General features: G+C 63.1%; 16 protein-coding genes. 12 read left to right on the top strand and 4 right to left on the bottom strand.

Annotated features, from left to right (window positions below; translation table 11 throughout):
• Positions 1-3: 3 nt before the first annotated feature.
• Complete coding sequence (locus AC5SSZ_RS18610; RefSeq protein ID WP_495439344.1) at positions 4-540, bottom strand: GNAT family N-acetyltransferase; 537 nt, start codon at positions 538-540, stop codon at positions 4-6.
• Between the two features lie 216 nt (positions 541-756).
• Here AC5SSZ_RS18610 and AC5SSZ_RS18605 point away from each other — a divergent pair, with 216 nt between their 5' ends.
• The 3 genes from AC5SSZ_RS18605 (at position 757) to AC5SSZ_RS18595 (ending at position 3,584) form a co-directional block, all read left to right on the top strand.
• Entirely contained in the window at positions 757-2,397 is a 1,641-nt protein-coding gene (locus tag AC5SSZ_RS18605) for a sulfatase-like hydrolase/transferase (protein WP_495439342.1), read from the top strand.
• Between the two features lie 126 nt (positions 2,398-2,523).
• Positions 2,524-2,838, top strand: coding sequence for a DUF2834 domain-containing protein (locus AC5SSZ_RS18600; RefSeq protein WP_495439340.1), 315 nt, complete (start codon positions 2,524-2,526; stop codon positions 2,836-2,838).
• A gap of 95 nt (positions 2,839-2,933) precedes the next feature.
• Positions 2,934-3,584, top strand: a complete 651-nt coding sequence (locus AC5SSZ_RS18595; protein ID WP_274866949.1) for a GntR family transcriptional regulator — start codon at positions 2,934-2,936, stop codon at positions 3,582-3,584.
• A gap of 6 nt (positions 3,585-3,590) precedes the next feature.
• Here the strand turns inward: AC5SSZ_RS18595 and AC5SSZ_RS18590 are convergent, their stop codons facing one another.
• Complete coding sequence (locus AC5SSZ_RS18590; RefSeq protein WP_495439338.1) at positions 3,591-4,298, bottom strand: type 1 glutamine amidotransferase; 708 nt, start codon at positions 4,296-4,298, stop codon at positions 3,591-3,593.
• A gap of 79 nt (positions 4,299-4,377) precedes the next feature.
• On the opposite strand from AC5SSZ_RS18590, the gene AC5SSZ_RS18585 reads away from it, so the two are divergent.
• The 4 genes from AC5SSZ_RS18585 (at position 4,378) to AC5SSZ_RS18570 (ending at position 8,319) form a co-directional block, all read left to right on the top strand.
• On the top strand, positions 4,378-5,637 hold the full coding sequence (locus AC5SSZ_RS18585) for a cytochrome P450 (RefSeq protein WP_495439336.1): 1,260 nt from the start codon (positions 4,378-4,380) through the stop codon (positions 5,635-5,637).
• 179 nt (positions 5,638-5,816) lie between these two features.
• Positions 5,817-7,106: a type I glutamate--ammonia ligase gene (locus AC5SSZ_RS18580; RefSeq protein ID WP_347508643.1), complete on the top strand. Its 1,290-nt coding sequence runs from the start codon at positions 5,817-5,819 to the stop codon at positions 7,104-7,106.
• A gap of 30 nt (positions 7,107-7,136) precedes the next feature.
• Positions 7,137-7,454: a 2Fe-2S iron-sulfur cluster-binding protein gene (locus AC5SSZ_RS18575; protein WP_370570663.1), complete on the top strand. Its 318-nt coding sequence runs from the start codon at positions 7,137-7,139 to the stop codon at positions 7,452-7,454.
• 130 nt (positions 7,455-7,584) lie between these two features.
• Positions 7,585-8,319, top strand: coding sequence for an FkbM family methyltransferase (locus AC5SSZ_RS18570; protein WP_495439333.1), 735 nt, complete (start codon positions 7,585-7,587; stop codon positions 8,317-8,319).
• Between the two features lie 173 nt (positions 8,320-8,492).
• On the opposite strand, the gene AC5SSZ_RS18565 is transcribed toward AC5SSZ_RS18570, so the two are convergent.
• Positions 8,493-9,848, bottom strand: coding sequence for an aspartate aminotransferase family protein (locus AC5SSZ_RS18565; RefSeq protein ID WP_495439331.1), 1,356 nt, complete (start codon positions 9,846-9,848; stop codon positions 8,493-8,495).
• Positions 9,849-9,924: 76 nt separating this feature from the next.
• On the bottom strand, positions 9,925-10,704 hold the full coding sequence (locus AC5SSZ_RS18560) for an IclR family transcriptional regulator (protein WP_495439330.1): 780 nt from the start codon (positions 10,702-10,704) through the stop codon (positions 9,925-9,927).
• Between the two features lie 181 nt (positions 10,705-10,885).
• On the opposite strand from AC5SSZ_RS18560, the gene AC5SSZ_RS18555 reads away from it, so the two are divergent.
• From AC5SSZ_RS18555 to AC5SSZ_RS18535, 5 genes are all read left to right on the top strand, one after another.
• A complete protein-coding gene (locus tag AC5SSZ_RS18555) occupies positions 10,886-11,830 on the top strand; it encodes a tripartite tricarboxylate transporter substrate binding protein (protein ID WP_065272570.1) in 945 nt (314 codons plus the stop codon).
• Between the two features lie 73 nt (positions 11,831-11,903).
• Positions 11,904-12,434 (top strand): tripartite tricarboxylate transporter TctB family protein, encoded by a 531-nt coding sequence (locus tag AC5SSZ_RS18550; protein WP_495439328.1) that lies wholly within the window; start codon positions 11,904-11,906, stop codon positions 12,432-12,434.
• A gap of 24 nt (positions 12,435-12,458) precedes the next feature.
• On the top strand, positions 12,459-14,078 hold the full coding sequence (locus AC5SSZ_RS18545; protein WP_274866957.1) for a tripartite tricarboxylate transporter permease: 1,620 nt from the start codon (positions 12,459-12,461) through the stop codon (positions 14,076-14,078).
• Entirely contained in the window at positions 13,985-15,427 is a 1,443-nt protein-coding gene (locus tag AC5SSZ_RS18540; RefSeq protein WP_495440325.1) for an aldehyde dehydrogenase family protein, read from the top strand. Before AC5SSZ_RS18545 ends, AC5SSZ_RS18540 begins: the two co-directional genes overlap by 94 nt.
• A 17-nt stretch (positions 15,428-15,444) precedes the next feature.
• On the top strand, positions 15,445-16,677 hold the full coding sequence (locus tag AC5SSZ_RS18535) for a Tm-1-like ATP-binding domain-containing protein (RefSeq protein ID WP_495439326.1): 1,233 nt from the start codon (positions 15,445-15,447) through the stop codon (positions 16,675-16,677).
• Positions 16,678-16,913: the final 236 nt, after the last annotated feature.

Raw genomic sequence — 16,913 nt, 5'->3', positions numbered from 1 at the left:
CGGTCAATCGCCGGTGTAGTGCAGCACCGTGTTGGGATAGCCGGTGCCGTCGATCTCAAAGACGGTTTCGCCAACCGAGGCAAATCCCTGACGGTGATAAAACCCGATGGCGGGAGTGTTTTCGGAGTTCGTGGAGAGCCACGGCGCGCCCAATCCCTTGGCGCGGCAATGGTCCAGTCCAGCCCGCAACAGCGCCTGTCCGATGCCCCGCCCGTGGTGGCGCGGCTGCACGTAAAGGGTTGTGATCTCGGTGTTTGTGCCGCCGACTGGTGAGGGGCGATCTTCGGTGATCCGGATATAACCATCGATCCCGACCCGGTTCTGCGACACGATCAGCGTCTCACCCGGGTCCTGCAGCAGCGCGGCGAAATGGGCGGGGGTAAAGGCCTCCAGCACAAAGGTGGCAAAGGTGTCATTGACGCCCTCGCGCAGGTAGGTGCCGGTCCAGACCTCGATCGACAGCGCCGCCAGCGCGGCGCAATCGGTGGTTTTTGCCGGGCGCAGCTGCAGGAGGTGTTTGGTTTGGGGCTTTGCGGACATGGGGGTCTTTCCGTTTTCTGTCTGCGCATCCGTTGCGCCGCAACAGGGATCACATCCCGGCAACGGTGAAAATGGCGCGCCTGCATTTCGCGCTGTGGTTGCGGCGCGGCGGCAACAGGCCGGGCGCGCTGTTCTCTGGCTTTTGCGGCTGGCCTTCTTGCTTCACCTGTTTAATAGTTTGCGGACAAATCGCGGAGCAACGGGAGGGGAGCGCCGATGAATATTCTCTACATCATGTTTGACCAGCTGAGGTTCGATTACCTCAGCTGTGCGGGGCACCCTCATCTGCAGACGCCGCATATCGATGCGCTGGCAGCAAAGGGCGTGCGCTTTACCCGCGCCTATGTGCAGTCGCCGACCTGCGGCTCGTCGCGGATGTCCAGCTATACCGGGCGCTATCCTTCCAGCCACGGGGTGCAGTTCAACGGCTATCCCCTGCGGGTTGGGGAATGGACCATGGGCGATCACCTGCGCCGCGCCGGGATGGGCTGCCATCTGATCGGCAAGACCCATATGGTGGCCGATGCCGACGGGATGGAGCGTCTGGGGCTGGCGCCCGACAGTGTGATCGGGGTACGGCAGAGCGAATGCGGCTTTGATCCATTTATCCGCGACGACGGGCTTTGGGCCGAGGGGCCCGATGGGTTCTACGACGCCAAGCGCAGCCCGTATAACGAATACCTGAAATCCAAGGGCTATCCTGGCGAAAACCCATGGAACGACTTTGCCAATGCCGGGGTCGAGGGCAATGACGTCGCCTCGGGCTGGTTCATGGTCAATGCAGACAAGCCCGCCAATATCGCCGAAGAAGACAGCGAAACCCCCTGGCTGACCACCCAGGCGATGGAGTTTATCACTCAGGTTGAGGCGAAGGGTGATCAGCCCTGGTGCGCGCATCTGAGTTATATCAAGCCGCATTGGCCCTATATCGTTCCGGCGCCCTATCACGACATGTACGGCCCCGAACACGTGCTACCCGCCGTGCGTTCGGAAGCGGAGCGGGAAGATCCGCACCCAGTCTTTGGCGGCATGATGAACAACCGGATCGGCAAGACATTCTCGCGCGATGAAGTGCGCGAGCGGGTGATCCCCGCCTACATGGGGCTGATCAAGCAGGCCGACGATCAGATGGGCCGGCTGTTCGCCTGGCTGGAAGAGACCGGGCGGATGAAGGACACGATGATCGTGGTGACCTCGGACCATGGCGATTATCTGGGTGATCACTGGATGGGCGAGAAGAACCTGTTTCACGAACCGTCGATCAAGGTGCCGCTGATCATCTACGATCCGCGCGCCGAGGCCGATGCCACCCGGGGCACTACCTGTGATGAGCTGGTGGAGGCGATCGACCTGTTGCCCACCTTCCTTGAGGTCGCAGGCGGCGCTCCGGCGCCGCATATCCTGGAGGGGCGCTCACTCATGCCGCTGCTGCGCGGGGAGGAAACCGAGTGGCGCGACCACGCGGTGGCGGAATTCGATTACGCCACCAACCCGATCTGCGAAACGCTGGGGCTGGCGCCAAAGGATGCGCGGCTGTTCATGGTTGTGGACCGGCGCTGGAAGTTCATGCATGCCGAAGGCGGCCTGCGCCCGATGCTGTTCGATCTGGAGACCGATCCGGACGAGCTGGTGGATCTGGGCGCCAGCGCGGAGCATGCCGAGGTGATCGACCTGATGTACGACCGGTTGCTGGCTTGGGGGCTGCGCATGTCCCAGCGCATCACCCTGTCGGATGAACAGATTGCCGCCCGCCGTGGCAAGGCGCCGCGCAAGGGCATCCTGCTGGGCGTCTATGAACCGGATGAGCTGGCGCCCGAGCTGACAGCGAAATACCGGGGCGCTGTTCCCTCAGAGTAAGACAGCGAATACGGGGAGGCTCCCGCCCGGCCGGGTCCTTTTGAAAAGACCGCCAGGGACCACCCGGCTCTGCCGGTGGTCCCGCGGGCGCGGGAGCCTTCCGCCCCCTTCGCGAGGAGAGATCGGATGCGCACATTCTATGCCGTTTCAGCCATCATCGGCACGTTGGTGCCTTGGCTGTTCTTCGGCTCCTTCTTTGCCCTCAACGGGATTGATATCCCGGCCTTTCTGCGTGGGTTGTTTGCCAATGGCGCGGCGGCAGGGTTCTCTGCCGATGTTCTGCTGTCGATCTTGGTGTTCTGGGTCTGGAGCTGGCGGGACGCCCGCGATCTAGGTCTGCGCCGCTGGTGGTTGGTCCTACCTGCAGGCTGCACCGTTGGCCTATCCCTAGCGCTACCGCTGTATCTCTGGATGCGCGAAGGGCGGATGGGCGCCGCCTGATCTTGTCAGGCTGCCGGGGCCGGGCGCCGTTGCCTCTGGCCGGGGGGCACCCTATCCTGCGTCAAAAGCCAAAGAGGCGGGAGAACGGAACAGGCATGGCCGGGCAGAGCGAGCAGCTACTCAACGCGATCCTCAGCGATATCGACGCCGGGCGGCTGAGCCCGGGCGATGTGCTGGACGAAGCCGGTCTTGTGGCACGCCACAACGTCTCGCGCACGCCAGTGCGGGAGGTGCTGATCCAGCTGGAAACCGCCGGGCTGATCCGCCGTCTGCCGAGGAAGGGCGCGGTGCTGTTCAAACCGACGCTGGAGGAGTTCCTCGCCATCCTCGAAGTACACGCCAAGCTGGAAGGACAGGCCGCGGGCCTTGCCGCGCGCCGCATGACCAAGGCTCAAGCCGAGGAACTGGAGCGTATTGTCTCTGCCTGCGAGGCGCACGCGGCCGAGAAGGGCGACGGCGATCCCGATGGCTACTATCAGCTGAACCTGCGCTTTCACGAGGTGATCGCGCTCGGCTCGGGCAATCCCTTCCTTGTGGAGATGATCAAAACGAACGCGCGCAAACTGATGGCCTATTACCGGGCGCGCTATCGCTATCCCGGTTCCATCGCGCAATCGGCCAAGGACCACCGCAGGCTGGCCGGGTTGATTGAGGCGCATGACAGCGCAGCGGCAGAGGCCGAGATGGCCGCCCATGTTCAGTTCGATCAGGTCACGGTGATGGATCTCTTGGCGGCGCTGGGCTGAGCTACGTCAGCCGATGCCCTGCTCGAAGAACCGCGCCAGCGCCTCGGCGAAGCGGGCCTGATCGGAGGTCTCCGCAAGGCTTGCCACAGCCTGCGCATGCACATCTTCCGGCAACATGCCTTTCATTTCCTCGGTCAGGGCGGTGATGAAGCCATTGCTCATTTCCGGGTGATGCTGGGTGGTCCAGATGTGGCGGCCGATGGTGAACCCCGCGATCATGCCGTTGCTGGTGGCTGTCTGCACCGCACCCTCGGGCAGGGCGCAGACGCATTCCTTGTGAGAGCCATAAAGGCGCAGGGGATCGGGTAGCTCCCGCGCCCAAGGCGGCGTGTTTTGCAAGGCGTTGAGCGTCAGCCCCTGCACCCAGCCGCAGGGGTTGCTGCCCAAAACACCGCCAAGGGCTAGCGCCACGGCCTGGTGGCCAAAACAGGCGCCAAAGAGGGGCTGCTTGCGGGCGTTCATGTCCCGGATCAGATCCATCAGCGGCGCGATCCAGGGCAGCTCATCGCGGACCGAGGCCGGGCTGCCGGTGATCATCGCGCCGTCAAAATCCGCGATGTCCTTGGGGAACACGCCATCCTTTACCGAAAAGACCGAAACGTCCCAGCCGGGGCGGGCCATATGGATGAGGTCCGCGAACTTTTCTCCATCCTTGGGGTGGTGCGCGGCAAAGTCGCTCTCGTCCGTGTTGGTCATCAGAATGGCCAAGTGCATGATATGCCTCGCAAGATTTTCGTTTACATATTTATGGGGTCTAATAATATACATAAAGCAACCATTCGGGAAGCCCCTCATGACGATCTGGACACCGCAGGACGACGGCTTTGCCGATCTCAGCAGCCACGACACCTTTGCCAATGGCGCGCCGCATAACACCTTTGCCCGGCTGCGCCGCCACGATCCCCTGCACTGGACGGAATACGCGGGCGGTGAAAACTACTGGTCCGTCACCCGCTATGAGGACATCACCGCGATGAACAAGAACACCGAGGTGTTTTCCTCGGCGCGCGGTATCCGGATGGAGGATCAGTCCTACGAGGAATACCTCGCCCGCCGCACCTTTCAGGAGACTGATCCGCCGGAGCATTCCAAGGTGCGCATGAAGCTGATCAAGGCCTTCTCCAAGACCACCATGGCGCAATACGAAGAGGATATTCGCACGCTCTGTGCCGAGATCCTGGATCAGGCGCTGGCGAAGGGCACATTTGACGCCACCAAGGAAATTGCCCGGCAATTGCCGATGCGGATGCTGGGGCGCGTCGTGGGCCTGCCGGAGGAGGACCTGCCCTGGCTGGTGGAAAAGGGCGATGCGCTGATTGCCAATACGGACCCGGATTTCACCACGCATGTGCTCGACAAGATGGACACGGATGAATTCCGCATGATGCCCTTCAACTCTCCCGCCGGGGCGGAACTCTATGTCTATGCCAAGGAGCTGATGGAGGCGAAGGCGAAGAAGGGTGACACCTCTGGCGTTTTGAACCTGATCCTGGAACCGGCCAAGGATGGCTCCACCATCACCGAGACCGAGTTCCGCAACTTCTTCTGCCTGCTTGTTGCAGCAGGCAACGATACCACGCGCTATTCGATTGCGGCTGGCATTCAGGCCATGTGCCATCAACCCGAGCTGCTGGCGCAGATGCAGGCGGGCGGCGCGGTGTGGGAGACGGCGGCGGATGAGATCATTCGCTGGGCCACGCCCGCGCTTTACTTCCGCCGCACCGCGACCCGCGACGTTGAGATGCACGGCAAGACGATCCGGGCAGGCGATAAGGTGCTCTACTGGTTCATCTCGGCCAACCGGGACGAAAGCTATTTCGGTGATCCCTTCCGCGTCGACCTGATGCGCAGCCCCAACCGGCATGTGTCCTTTGGGCAGTTCGGCCCGCATGTCTGCCTTGGCATGTGGTTGGCCCGGCTGGAGGTCACGGTGCTGTTTCAGGAGTTGGCCAAGCGGATTTCGCATATCGAGGCGGCGGGGCCGCATAAATTCCTGCGCTCCAACTTTGTCGGCGGCATCAAGGAATTGCCGGTGCGGGTTAAGGCGGCATAGGCTGGGATAAACCTTTGGTCCGGGGCGAAGGCCCGGACAGCGCCCGACCTCCCGCACGGGAGGGCGCTTACGCACCCACCCGAGGTCGGCCGCTGTCCTCTGGTGGTTGGGTGAAATGATATGGGCATAACGGCACGCAAAAGATGCCGCAGCCCGTCCAACAGGAAGGACCTTGAGCTATGAAGACCCGCCTGCGCGCGATGTTCTGCGATCACCTCAGCATCATGCGGGGAAAATACCTCCCCAATTCCAAGATCGGTGACGATGCCACGCGGTTCTGCCGCTCGGTCTTTGGCACCCATTACGACAAGGACCTGCTGGATGCGCCCGGCTCCATGGTGAAACAGGGCCTGCCGGATATGGAGCTGAAATGGCTGCACGATGATATCCGCGACAGCTGGCATGCCTCCACCAAGGTGGTGCTTGGTGACCTCTACGACGATGCGGGGGAGCCGCTCTCCCTTTGCCCACGCGGGGCGCTGAAACGGGCAGTGGCGGCCTGGTCCGCCAAGGGGCTGCAGCCCAAGGTCGGGATCGAGCTGGAAGCCTTTGCCCTGCAGGCCGATGAGAACGGCCGCCTGATGCCATACGATGCGCCGGGCGGCGTGGTCTATGGCACCGGCCCTTTTGCTGACCCCTTGCGGTTCAACGACCGGATCTGGGCGATGGCGGATGAGATGGGCTTTAGCCTGGATATGATCACCGCTGAATTCGACAGCCCCCAGTTCGAATACACGCTGACCTTTGATGATGCGGTGAAGGCAGTGGACGATATCGTGCTGTTCCGCCTGATGGCGCGGGAGATCGCGCTGGAATATGGCATCGTGCTGACCTTCATGCCCAAACCCATCGCCGAGGCGGGCGGATCGGGCATGCATATCAACTATTCCTTCGTGGACGAGGCGGGCGGCAATGCTCTGTCCTCCGGCCCACGCGGCGGCCCCGAGCACATGAACGATCTGGCGCGCGGCTGCCTCGCTGGTGTGCTGCACCACCACAAGGGGTTGGCCGGTCTGATTGCACCGACCGCCAACAGCTATATGCGGCTGCAGCCCGGCAGCCTGTCGGGGTACTGGCAGAACTGGGGCGGCGATCACCGCAACGTCACCACGCGGATCAGCTCCGAAGGCGGCGCCAAGGCGCGGCTGGAACACCGGATGGCCGATGCTTCGGCCAATCCCTACACGGCGGTGGCGGCGGTGCTGCAGGCCTCCCTTCTGGGGGTCGAGAAGGGTTACTCCCTGCCACCGATGGAAACCGGCGACGGTTTTGACCGCACCGATGCGCGCGAGGGCACGGCGATCGACCTGAAAGGCGCGGTGACGGATCTGGAGCGCGACACGGTTCTGGCAAAGGCAGTCGGGGAGGAACTGGTGGCAAACCACGTCTTCATGAAACGCAAGGAAGTGCGCAAGACCCGCGATCTGGAAGGCGACGGGATGCGCGATTTCTATGTGCATTTTGTCTGATTGCGGCAGGCGGGACCGAGTGGGGGAGAGATGACAGTGAAAGTGACCTGGAAATTGCCTGATGGCGCAGAGATCACCGGCGCAGCGGAAAACGGGCAGAACCTGATGCAGGCGGCGCTGGCTCATGATGTGCCGGGGATCATCGGTGAATGCGGCGGCACACTCAGCTGCGCCACCTGCCATGTCTATGTGGATCCGGCCTGGTCCGACAAATGCGGCGCGCCCGAGGATTTCGAGGACGCGATGCTGGATATGGCCGAGGAACGGCGCGACAGCTCCCGCCTCAGCTGCCAGATCGAGGCGAGCCCGGATCTGGACGGGCTGGTGCTGATCGTGCCCGAAGAGTAACGCGCCTGGCGAAACAGCGGTGCCCGGCGCGGCTGCTCTTGTTTTTGGTCCGGGCGCTGCGCAGGCTGCGCCAGACCAACAACGGGACGAGGGCAAGCGCGTGGCGGAGACGGGGCAGAGGGCAGACGATTTGGAATTGCAGCCCGATGTCGTGGCGGCCAATTGTCTTGGCGTTCTGGTGCCGCAATCACGCTTCCTCAGTGAAAAGCGCATCGCCAGGATCAACGCGGCCCGCTATGAGGGGCAGGAGATTGCCGGTGCGCTGCATGTGATCGAAAAGGGCGACCGGGTGCTGGAAATCGGGGCCGGGATCGGCGTCGTCGGTGGCGTGATGGCGCGCCACAGTGGGGCAGAGCGTATTCTATCGTTTGAGGCCAACCCGCAGCTGATCCCGGTGGCTCGCGCGCTCCATGCGATGAACGGGCTGGAAGAACGGATCGAGGTGCGAAACGAAGTGCTGGTGACGGCGCCCGACGCGCCGGAGGCGATGGAATTCCATGTGCGCAGCAGTTACCTCGGCTCTTCCCTGCTGAACCCGGAGGGTCGCCCGTCGGACCTGGTCCGGGTGCCGACCCGGTCCTTTGCAGAGGTTTGCGCCGAGCTGAAACCCAATATTCTGATCATGGATATTGAGGGAGGCGAGCTGGAATTGCTGCGCCACATGGATCTGTCGGGTTTCCGGGGCGTGGTGCTGGAATTTCACCCCGAGGCCTATGGCATCGGCGGCATGCGGGAATGCAAGAATGTGCTACGGGATGCCGGATTTACCCGCATCGCGGAGAAGTCGACCCGTATCGTCTGGACCTGTCTGCGGATGGAGGCAAAGGTCGAGGGCGATGGGGCCTCTGTAGCGGAAACCACCTAAACTCTCGAAATAAAGTGCCCTTGCTGTACCCCGGTGCCGCGCCGCGTCAGCGGCGCCACCGAGAGACGCGGGCCCGAAGCGGAGGCTTCGGGCCCGCCATGGTATCTGGTGGCCTGTGCCGGGCCATTGGCCCGGCACAGGCGCCCGCGCACGAATGCAGAGCTGGGCGCAGATCAGCTGGCGGCAGCAAGGCCCGCATCAAGGGCCGAAAGGATGGTGCTGACATCGGCGGCCTCCAGCACCAGCGGCGGCGACAGGATGATATTTGGACCAGAGACCCGCACCATGGCGCCCGATTGATAGGCAACCTCCTGCACCATGCCGATGGTCTTCTTGTCGATCGGCGTCTTGCTGACGTGATCGCCAACCAGTTCCAGCGCGCACATCAGCCCGTGGCCGCCACGCACATCACCGATAAGCCCGTATCTGTCCTTCAGCGCCAGAAGACCCTCGTGCAGTTCCGCGCCGCGCGCTGCGGCGTTTTCCGGCACGTTGAGGCGTTTGGTTTCCGCAAGGCAGGCGAGCGCCGCGGCCGCGCCCACCGGGTGGCCGGAGTAAGTGTAGCCGTGGCCAATGGCCGCCTTGCCGCTTTCGTCGTTTTCAAAGACCTCGGCCATCCCATCGGCGATCATCACCGCGCCAAAGGGGAAATAGCCATTGGTGATCGCCTTGGCGGTGCACATCAGGTCGGGCTGCACCCCCCAGTGACGCGATCCGGTCCAGGATCCCGTGCGGCCAAAGGCGGTGATCACCTCATCCGCGATCAATAGGATCCCGTGTTTCGAGCAGATATGCCGCACGCCGGGCATGAAGCTTTCATGCGGCGGGATCACCCCGCCGGCGCCGAGGATCGGCTCCATGATGAAGGCGGCGATGGTGCCTGCGCCCTGAAAGGCGATCTCATCCTCCAGCGCCTGCAGGCAGAGCTGGGCCAGACGCTCAGGATCACTCTCATTGAAGGGGTTGCGATAGGTATAGGGCGCCGGAATATGGTGGCAGCCGGGTAGAAGCGGTTCGTACTGGGTGCGGAAATTGGCGTTTCCGTTGACCGAGGCACCGCCCATATGGGTGCCGTGATAGCCCTTCTTGAGGCTGAGGAACTTGGTGCGCCCCTCCTGACCGCGGATCTTGTGGTACTGGCGCGCCAGCCGCAGGGCGGTTTCCACCGAATCCGAGCCGCCCGAGGTGAAGAACGCGCGGCTGAGGCCGTCGGGGGCAAAGAAATCCTTCAGCTCTTCGGCCAGCTGGATCACCTGATCATTGGTGGTGCCCCGGAAGGTGGAATAATAGGGCAGGACATCCAGCTGCGCGGCGATGGCATCCTTCACCGGCTGGCAGGAGAACCCGAGGTTCACGTTCCAGAGGCCGCCGACCGCATCCACGACCTCGTGCCCGTCAACATCGGTGATCGAAACGCCCCGGGCGCCGGTCACGATGGTGGGCGGATTGGCAAGGCTGTCGGCCGGATGCGCCATCGGATGCCAGAGCGATTTGGCGTTATGTTCTTTGAGGAAATTGGAATCTTTCATGGAACGAGCTCCTGATTGCGGGGCCATCCGGCGGCGCCGGTGGGGGAAAGGCGGAAAAACGGGATCATATGCGGCATCATGCGGCGGCCTCTTGGGGGTAGTCGGCCGGGGCGGCGCCGCCGATACGATGGGTCAGGGTCTGACCGGCGCGGTGCAGGGCGGCGGTGATCAGAACGGCTTGTTCTGGCGTCATGCGGGACACCGGCGCGGCCACGGCAAGGGCGCCGATCACCTGACGGTCGGCGCCAAAGACCGGCACCGCATGGGAATGTACTTCGGCTTCGAAGCCGCCGACGGATTGCGCCATGCCGCTGCGGCGGACCTCTTCCAGCTGGCGGCGGATCGCCTCCGGGTCGGTCACGGTGGCGGCGGTGTGGCTGTGCAGCGGCCCGGACAGAACCGCATCGACGAACTCGGGATCGGCATAGGCCAGCACGGCCAGGCCGGAGGCAGTGCCGTGATAGGTCAGAACCTCGGCATCCTCCATCATCACCCGGGCCGCGTGGCGCGGCGAATAGGCGTGGCTGAGCGAGTTGAGCTGGGTGCCCTGTACCAGCGACAGGTGGGTGGTTTCGCCGGTTTCCTCGCTCAGATCCTTCAGCACCCGGCGCGAGACGGAGAGGATCGGAACCGCGGCTTCGCGCAGGGCGGCGAGGCGCAGAACCTGCGGACCCAGCCGGTAGGACCGGTCGCCATCGGCCTGTTCGACAAAGCCTGATTCCTGCATTTCCCCCATTAGCCGATAAACAGTCGCCTTGTTCATGCCGGACAAGCGCGTGAGATCGCTGAGCCCGATCTCGGTGCGGCCATGATTGAAATATGTCAGCAATGACAAGGCTTTGGAGACTGTACCCATGTGGTTCGGCGATCCCGTGAATGCTGTGTGATCAGGCAAAGTCCAGGAATTTCCATCTCTGCCTTTCAAATTTGTTGACAGATAACCGGGGAGGCTGTCAATCTAAATTCAAACCAGCGGTTCGAATAATGAACCATCAAGACCCAACAGAGTCCAACTGACAGCAACCGGGAGACTTGCAATGAAACTGACCACCATCGTCAAAGGCGCAGCGGCGGCCACCGCCCTTGGCCTCAGCGCCGTTGCGGCGCAGGCCGAGTATCCGGAAAAGCCGGTGAACTTCATCGTGCCTTGGCCTCCGGGCGATCTGGAAGACGTGCTGACCCGGATGATCGCCGAAGATTTCCAGAACGAATACGGCGTCGCGGCGGCGGTGGTGAACAAGCCCGGCGGTGGCGGTGGACCCTTCCCCGGTGCGATCGAGGTCGCCAATGCGCCCGCTGATGGTTACACCATCGGCTCCTTCGTGATCGGCGTGCCGGTTGTTGGCCACCAGATCGACATCCCGCCGCTGACCCCGGCCAAGTTCGACCCGCTGGGCATCTTCCTGACCTATCCCTTTGTCATCGCGACTTCGGGTGATGCGCCCTATTCCTCGATGGAGGAACTGGCAGCATACGCGAAGGAAAACGACGTGGCGCTGGGCCATTTCGGCGACGTGCTGACCCCGACGCAGGTGACCAAGGCTTTCGCCAAGAACGCCGGTTTCGAATGGGGCTCTGATGCGGCATTCGATGCGCTGGATTGCAACACGCTGGCCTCGGGCGATGCGGATGTGATCAACACCACGCTGCAGCTGATCCTGCCCTGCCTTGATGATGTGAAGGTGCTGGTCTCGATCACCGATGAACGCATCCCCCTGGTGCCCGATGCGCCTGCGATCGGCGAGCTGGACGACAGCCTCAATATCGCGCTGTGGAATGGTCTCTTCGTGACCAAGGACACGCCGCAGGACGTGCGCGACAAGATCATCGCGGTGGCCGAGAAAACCGTGATGAGCGAACGCGCCCAGAACGTGGCCAAGGAAACCGGTGCACTGATCTACTGGCAGAACGCCGAGGACAGCGCTGCCCGTGTGGCCGCTGACATTGACACAATGGCGCGGATCGGTTCGATCCTCGAATAACCCATCCTCCCGGATCGGGGCGCCTCGCGGGCGCCCCGGACCCTTGTTTCCTGCGCGACAGAAGTTCCCCTCCATGACGACAGAACGCGAACGCCGTTTCCCCGGACCCCGGCGCGGACAGCTGGTTTTTGCCCTTGGGTTTCTTGGGCTTTCCGTGCTGCTGCTGGTGCTGATTGGTGATCAGACCGCTTGGGTGAAAAAGACCAAACTCTTTGCCCAACCCCGGTTCTGGCCCGGCGTGGCCCTAGGCGGCATGGTTCTGATGGGGGGCTTGCATCTCTACCGGCTGCCCTGGCGGCGCACGACGCGTTTCGACCTGAACGAGGCCCGGCGCTGGGGGCAGGCGGTGGAATACGTCGCCTGGTTCATGGCCTACGTGCTGCTGGTGCCGCTTGTGGGCTATCTGCCGGTGACGCTGGTCTTCGTGCCGCTGCTGACCTGGCGCATGGGCTATCGCAGTCGCCTGATGCTGTGGACCAGCGCTGGTTTCGCCTTTGCCGTGGTGCTGGTGTTCAAGGGGCTGCTATCGGTGAAGATCCCCGGCGGGCTGCTCTATGAATATCTGCCGGGGTCCCTGCGCAGTTTTGCCATCCTCTACCTCTAGGCCTTCAGTATAACGGGATCCCCGATGGACCTTATTCTTTCTGCAATCGAGATCCTGATGCGCTGGGACGTGGCGCTGGCGCTGCTGGCCGGGTCGGTGGGCGGCGTGCTGATCGGTGCCATCCCCGGCGTCGGTCCGGCGGTTGCGATTGCCATCCTGCTGCCCGCGACATTCTCGATGGATCCCATCGTGGGGCTGACCGTGCTGCTCGGCATCTACGGCTCCTCCATGTACGGTGGCGCCATTCCAGCGATCCTGATCAACACACCCGGCACGGCGGTCAACGCGCTGACCACCTATGACGGCTACCCGATGACCGCGCGGGGAGAGCCGCGACGCGCGCTCAGCCTTGCCTATTCCGCCAGTTTCTTTGGTGGGGTCTTTTCGGTCATCTGTCTGATCCTTTTCGCGCCGGTGCTGGCCAAGGTCGCGCCGATGTTCGGCAGTCGCGAGATCTTCCTCGCCGCGCTGCTGGGCCTGTTGCTGGTGGTGGTGGCCCATCGCGGGCAGGCGCTAATCGCAGGGGCGCTCGCTTGCTTTGGCATTTTCCTCAACACCATCGGCATGGAGCCGGTGAAATACACCCAGCGATACACCTTCGGGCAGGATTTCCTAGGCGGTGGCATCAACCTCATCGTCGTGGTTCTGGGCCTCTTCGCGATCTCTCAGGCTTTTGTGCTGCTGACGGATGAGGACGAGAAGATCCGTCTGACACGCCTGCGCGGCGGCATGTTCCAGGGCCTGCGAGAGCTGTCGCGCCATCCCCGTGTGGCGTCAGTCTCTGCCGGGTTTGGCGTCCTGATGGGGATGATCCCCGGCGTCGGCGAATTCACTGCGCAGTTCATGTCCTACACCTATGCGCAGAAGACCTCCAAACGACCGCAGGATTTCGGGCGCGGGTCGTCCGAAGGGCTAATCGCCGCCGAAACCGCCAACAATGCCGTGCCCGCCGCTGCCATGGTGCCGCTTCTGGCGCTGGGCATTCCGGGCGAGGCGCTGACGGCGATGATGCTGAGCGTCTTTTACGTCCATAACGTGGTGCCGGGGCCGGGGCTGTTCCAAAACGACATGGATTTTGTGGTGGCGCTCTATCTCGCGCTCTTGATCCTCAACGTCTTGGTGCTGATCTTCCTGCTGTTTGCGACCCGCAGCCTGATCCAGGTGGTCAGGATCCCCAATCGCTTCCTTGGTGTCTGTATCCTGACGCTCAGCTTTGTCGGGGTCTATTCCCTGCGCAACTCTGCCACCGACTGCGTGATGGCGGCGGCATTTGGTCTGGTGGGCTATGTGTTGAAACGCCTGTCGCTGCCTGCGGTGCCGATCATCCTTGGCATGGTTCTGGGCGGCATCATGGAGGTGAAGCTGCGCGCGGCCATGGCGCGGGTCAAAACCCCCCTTGATTTCATCGACCGCCCGGTGGCGTTCATCCTGTTTTCCATCATCATACTGGTCCTTGTGATGCATACCGTCCGCATTCTGCGCGACCGCAAGGAGCTGAAGGAGGCCGAATGGCAGACCAAAACCTCATCAACGAACTTCGGCGGGCTGATGTGGCGCCGCAAAAACTCTTTCTTGAAGGATCGTGGCAAGCAGGTTCGGGCACGCCATGCGAAGTTACTTCGCCGATTGACGGATCTGTTCTGACCACGCTTGAAGGCGCGTCAGCGGCGGATGTGGAGCGTGCGGTGGCTGCTGCCCGCGCCGCGTTTGAGGATGGCCGCTGGTCACGTTTGGCGCCCGCTGCGCGGAAAAAAGTGCTGCATAAGATCGCCGACCGGATCGAGGCGGAGGCGCTACCCCTTGCCGTTCTGGGCGTGCGCGACAATGGCACCGAAATGGGCATGGCGCTGAAGGCCGAGCCGGGATCGGCGGCGGGCACCTTCCGTTATTACGCCGAGGCGCTCGACAAGGTCGCGGGAGAGGTCGCTCCCACCGCCCCCGATGTGCTGGGGCTGGTGCAGCGCGCACCAGTGGGCGTTGTCGGCGCCATCGTGCCCTGGAACTTCCCGCTGATGATCGGCGCCTGGAAACTGGCGCCTGCACTGGCAATGGGCAATTCGGTGGTCTTGAAACCCGCCGAGACCGCCTCGCTATCGCTGCTGCGACTGGCCGAGATCTGCGCCGAATGCGGCCTGCCGGACGGGGTGCTGAACGTGGTCACCGGCGCGGGCGCGGAAACCGGCGCGGCGCTGGCCGAATCCATGGGCGTCGATGTGCTGGCCTTTACCGGATCGGGCGGCACCGGGCGCAAACTGCTGGAGGCCTCGGCGCGCTCCAACCTCAAACGCTGCTATCTGGAGTTGGGCGGCAAATCCCCCAATATCGTCTTTGCCGATGCCCCCGATCTGCGCCACGCGGCAAAAGTTTCGGCGGCGGGGATTTTCCGCAATTCGGGGCAGGTCTGCGTGGCTGGGTCACGCCTTCTGGTCGAAGCCTCGGTGCATGATGAATTCGTCGCCATGCTGATCAACGAGGCCGAGGCGCTGCGGGTGGGCGACCCGCTGGATCTGGGCAATCACATCGGTGCGGTCAATTCCGAGGACCAGCTGCGGCGCAACCTGTCTTTCATGGATATGGCCCGCGCCGAGGGTGGTCAGGTGGTGACCGGCGGCAACCGGATCCTGCAGGAGAGCGGCGGCACCTATATGGCGCCCACCATCGTGACCCACGTTGCACGGGACCATGCCCTGTTCCAGCGCGAGGTCTTTGGCCCGGTGCTGTCGGTGACCAAGTTCGAAACCGAGGAACAGGCGCTGACGCTGGCCAATGGCACTGATTTCGGCCTTGCGGCCGGGGTCTGGACCGCCAACCTGTCCCGTGCCCATCGCATGGTCGCGGGCATCCGCGCGGGGGTGGTCCATGTGAACACCTATGGCGGCGCAGATAATACGGTGCCGTTGGGCGGGGTCGGGCAGTCCGGCAATGGCCACGACAAATCGCTGCATGCGCTCGACAAATACGTCGATCTGAAAACCGCCTGGATCCAGCTTTAACCGGAGGCAATGACAAGATGCCCGATAAAACCATTCTGATCGCCGGGACCTATGACACCAAGGATGCCGAGCTGGCCTACCTGGCGGATGTGATCCGGGGGCAGGGCGGCGGCGTCCTGACCATGGATGTCAGCGTCTTGGGCGATCCGAGCCAGCCCACCGACATCGGCAAGCATCAGGTGGCCGAGGCAGGCGGCAGCTCCATCCAGGCCGCCATCGACAGCGGCGATGAAAACACCGCCATGCAGATCATGGCGAGAGGCTCCGCAGCCAAGGCGCTAGGGCTCTATCGTGCCGGTTCCATCGACGGCGTCATTGTGCTGGGCGGCACCATGGGCACCGATCTGGCGCTGGACCTTTGCGCGGCGCTGCCGCTGGGGGTGCCGAAATATATCGTTTCCACCGTGTCCTTTTCACCGCTGATGCCGCCGGAGCGTATCCCGGCCGATGTCCAGATGATCCTCTGGGCCGGGGGGCTTTATGGTCTGAACTCGGTCTGCAAAGCTTCGCTGAGCCAGGCGGCCGGCGCGGTTCTGGGCGCGGCCCGTGCGGTGGAGCCGCCAAAGCGGGAGCGGCCACTGATCGGCATGACCTCCTTTGGTAAAACGGTGCTGCGCTATATGGTGACGCTGAAACCGGCGCTTGAGGACCGCGGCTATGAGGTGGCCGTCTTCCACGCCACTGGCATGGGCGGGCGGGCGTTTGAAAGCCTCGCCAGCGAAGGCGCCTTTGCCGCGGTGATGGATTTCGCCCCGCAGGAAGTGACCAACCACCTGTTCGGCGGTCTGTCGGCAGGCGCGGACCGGATGACCAATGCAGGCACTTCGGGCACCCCGCAGTTGGTGGCGCCGGGCTGTTATGATCTGGTGGATTTTGTCGGCTGGCAGGAGACCCCGCCGCAGCTACAGGGGCGACCCAGCCATGCCCACAACCGGCTGCTGACCTCGGCGGTTCTGGACGCCGGCGAGCGCCGCCTTGTCGCCCGCACCATCAGTGACAAGCTGCAAGGTGCCACCGCCCCGGTCGCGGTGCTGCTGCCCGAGCAGGGCTGCAACGAATGGGACCGCCCCGGCGGCGATCTGCACGATGCCGAGGGGTTGTCTGCCTTTTGCGATGAAATGCGCGCGGCCTGCCCGGGCAATGCGACATTGCACGCGCTGGACTGCCATATCAACGACGCAGCCTTCGCTGAGAAGGCGCTTGAGATCTTCGACGGCTGGGTGGCTGAGGGACTGATTCCGCAGGGATAGACGTCTGCGCGCCTGCCGGATCACCAAATCTTGAAAGCGCAACAAGGGCGCCCGCGACAGTGGGCGCCCTTGTTGCGCGTTAGGGTGAATAGAATAGGTGTTCGGTGTTTTGCTGCCGAAAATACTTCCTGCGCGCAATGATATTACTTGCCAGGCGAAGGGACGCGGCCTAGGGTGCTGTCAAATTAGTGGAACAATGTTCTACATAGTGGAATAGGGATTGACAGTCAGACCGC

The organism is Phaeobacter sp. CC-HEC084 (assembly GCF_059429255.1).
Note: the sequence above shows the minus strand (reverse complement) of the source record. Positions and strands in the feature narration are given on the sequence as shown.